The 3,250-nt window shown below is 49.3% G+C and carries 3 protein-coding genes; all 3 read right to left on the bottom strand.

What is annotated here, in order from left to right; all coding sequences use genetic code 11:
* Positions 1-332, bottom strand: a 332-nt coding sequence (locus BP97_RS0130875; RefSeq protein ID WP_028552547.1) for an ABC transporter permease, incomplete at its 3' end; no start/stop codon positions are given.
* Positions 329-1,846, bottom strand: coding sequence for a sugar ABC transporter ATP-binding protein (locus BP97_RS0130870; protein WP_028552546.1), 1,518 nt, complete (start codon positions 1,844-1,846; stop codon positions 329-331). The genes BP97_RS0130870 and BP97_RS0130875, both read right to left, overlap by 4 nt.
* Before the next feature lie 85 nt (positions 1,847-1,931).
* Positions 1,932-3,023 carry a sugar ABC transporter substrate-binding protein gene (locus tag BP97_RS0130865; protein ID WP_028552545.1) on the bottom strand — a complete coding sequence of 364 codons (1,092 nt, stop codon included), beginning with the start codon at positions 3,021-3,023 and terminating at the stop codon, positions 1,932-1,934.
* Positions 3,024-3,250: the final 227 nt, after the last annotated feature.

Genomic DNA, 3,250 nt, shown 5'->3' with positions numbered 1-3,250 from the left:
AGCAAGGCGTTCAACAAGCCGATGACGGCGCCGATGAGTAGAGGTACCGTTAATACGACGATAAGCGGAAGCTGGTACCATACCATCATCGATGCGACAACGACAGTTGTTAGTGAGACAGTGGAGCCGACAGAAAGATCGAATCCGTCCACGATCTGTGAGAACGTCACTCCGATTGCTACGAAAGTAACAATGGAGATAGACCTGAGAATATCAGCCATATTGTCATAAGATAAGAAGTTTTCGTTCACGACGGAGAATACGACGATAACCGCCGCAATAATAATTAAAGCCCCGTATTTGTATGAATAATCGAGCAGCTTGTCTTTCACTGTACCACAGCCTCCCCTGCACTGGCATAATACAAAATTTGCTCCTGCGTAGCTTCATCGCGCCGCAATTCCTTGACAATCTGGCCGTAGCTCATGACAAGAATCCGGTCGGCAATGCCCAATATTTCGGAGATTTCACACGACAAGTAAAGGATCCCCTTGCCTTCTTGGGCAAGGCGTCCGATCAGCCGGAATATATCGCTCTTGGCACCGACATCGACGCCTTTGGTCGGTTCGTCGAACAAATAAACCTGTGCATCGGTCGGAAGCCATTTGCCGACAGCGACCTTCTGCTGGTTGCCGCCGCTCAAATATTGGACTGTTTGCTCCATATTCGGCGGCTGAATGCCTAACTGCTTAATCATTTCCGCGGCATTGGAAGCTTCTTTGGACCGTTGGACAAAGCCGAAGCTGCTGAACAGCTTCAGCAGCGGCAAGGACAAGTTGTGCTTCACGGACTGCTCAACCAGAATGCCCTGCTTGCGTCGCTCCTCCGGAATAAGGGCGATGCCTTCCCGCACGGCAGCGGTAGGGCTCGCTAGCCGTACCTGCTTGCCGCGTATCCGAATTTCCCCGCGATCCATCGGATCGGCTCCGAACAACACACGGGATAGTTCGGTCTTGCCGGCCCCGACTAAGCCCACGACACCGACGATTTCGCCGCGGTGGACCGTCAAGTTCACGCCGCGAACTTTGGTCGAGAACGTAATGTCTTTGGCTTCAAGCAGCGGCTCGCCGATGGCCACCTCAACTTTGGGAAATTCTTCCTCGAACGTTCTTCCGAGCATTTGCTCGATGACTGCCTGCGCATTCGTATCCGACGCAGATTGGGTACTGATTCGTTGGCCGTCCCGCATGACCGTTACACGGTCGCTGATGCGAAACACTTCATTAAGCCTGTGCGAAATGAAGATACAGCCAACACCCTCTGATTTGAGCCGATCCATAATACGGAACAACTGATCGGCCTCTTCATTGCTCAGAGGAGCCGTCGGCTCGTCGAAAATAATAAATTTGGCTTGCTGAGCCAAGGCGCGAGCAATCAGAACCAGCTGCTTCTGTGCGATGCTGAGCTCAGCGACCTGACGCCGCACATCAATCGATAGACCGATTTCGCGAACGATTCGGTCGGCTTCCTTGTTCAGGCTACTCCAATTTACCCAGCCGCTGCCGTTCCCGTGTGTAATGCGGTCAAGCATAATGTTCTCCGCTATAGTCAGTCTCGACACCAAGGCGGTGTCTACTTCTTGGTACACGCATTGAATTCCGCTGCTCATAGCGTCGCTAGGGCCGTGGATCACAAGAGCCTTTCCGTCAATGGAGATTTCTCCTTCATCCGGGAGGTAAGCACCGGAGAGCACTTTGATCAGCGTGCTTTTACCGGCTCCGTTGGCTCCAAGCAGCGCATGGATCTCACCGCCGCGTACTTCGAAGTCAACCTGCTGCAGCGCCTTAACGCCGGGAAACGATTTGGATATTCGGTTCATTTGCAGTAAGGCGGTGGATAGGGACATCGTTCATCACACTCCTTATTTCAATGGAAAATCCCACCGGGAGATTCCGATGGGATAAAGGACTATGGGACATTGCTGAAATGTATTACTTCGCAGCAGACTGTTTCTCAGCTTGCTTCAACCAGTCAGTATAACCTTGCTGGCTGTTACCCCAGCCTTTAACATGCTCGCTCAGCTGAGCAGTGGAGATTTGAGTGCTAGGCAATTGATCGCGGGATACGAATACAGGATCCAATACGATTTTATCCGGTGTAGAATCGCCATGCAGCTTTTGGTACAGGTAACGAACCTGAATACGTCCGATATCTTTAGGATCTACCGCTGCGGAAGCGATCCACGGGCTCTTAGTATCTTGAATCATTTGCAAATCTTCATCGCTCATATCGATACCGTATACTTTAATTTCAGTACGTCCTGCTTGCTGAATCGCGCGGGAAGCACCTTTAGCAAATTCATCCCAAGCAGCCCACACAGCGGTGATATCGCCTTTGTTCGGGTACTTTTTCAGAATAGCTTCCATTTGAGATTGCGTATCCAGAGCCGTGTTCTGAGATGCTGCACCAAACGCGGCGATTTCTTTAATGTCTTTGTTTTTATCCATGAAATCTTTGTAAGCAATTTGTCTGCGTTCCATTGGAGCGAAGCCGGCTACCCAAATTTTAACGATGTTGCCTTTGCCGCCGATGTCTTTGTTCATTTTGTCCAATGTCACTTCGGCCATTTTTTGGTCGCCTTGCTCAAGTACGGTTACACCAGGCTTTTTAATATCGGCGTCAAATGCGATAACTGGGATTTTCTTATCCAGTGCCTTTTGTACGCCTTGATCCAAAGCTTCAGCTGTTCCGTGGTCGATCAAAATACCGTCAAATTTTTGGTTGATGGCAGCATCCAGATGCGAGGACATTTTAGCCAAATCGCCGTCGGCTGTAAATACGGTAACCTTGCCGCCGAGCTTTTCGGTTTGCTCCTTCACGCCCTCTATGTACTGCGCGGAGAATGTACCTAAATTGATTTGCATAATCAATGCGATTTTTTTATTCTCTAACGGGCCTCCGCTTGCATTGGCAGCAGCACCATTATCAGCCGGCTTTGCTTCCGGTTTGGACCCGCATGCCGCCAAGCTGATTGCAAGAATCAGGACGAGCACGAGAGCTATACTTTGTTTCAAACGCTTCACGATAAATTGCCTCCCCCGAGAAATTAAATATATAATTCCAATAAGATTACTTGGTAAATATATTTTATCACCACACTATGAAAATAGCAATGATTATTGCAAGTTTCGACATAAACCGACTTAGCTAGTCCATATGTTAACACAGCTGTTAGGGAATGAGAATAACCAATTTTTGTGGCAGCTGGCTCAAACGTGCCGGAACGCCATTATTTATAAAAAAAGCCTTC

Source organism: Paenibacillus sp. UNC451MF, assembly GCF_000686845.1.
Taxonomy (GTDB): domain Bacteria; phylum Bacillota; class Bacilli; order Paenibacillales; family NBRC-103111; genus Paenibacillus_S.
Note: the sequence above shows the minus strand (reverse complement) of the source record. Positions and strands in the feature narration are given on the sequence as shown.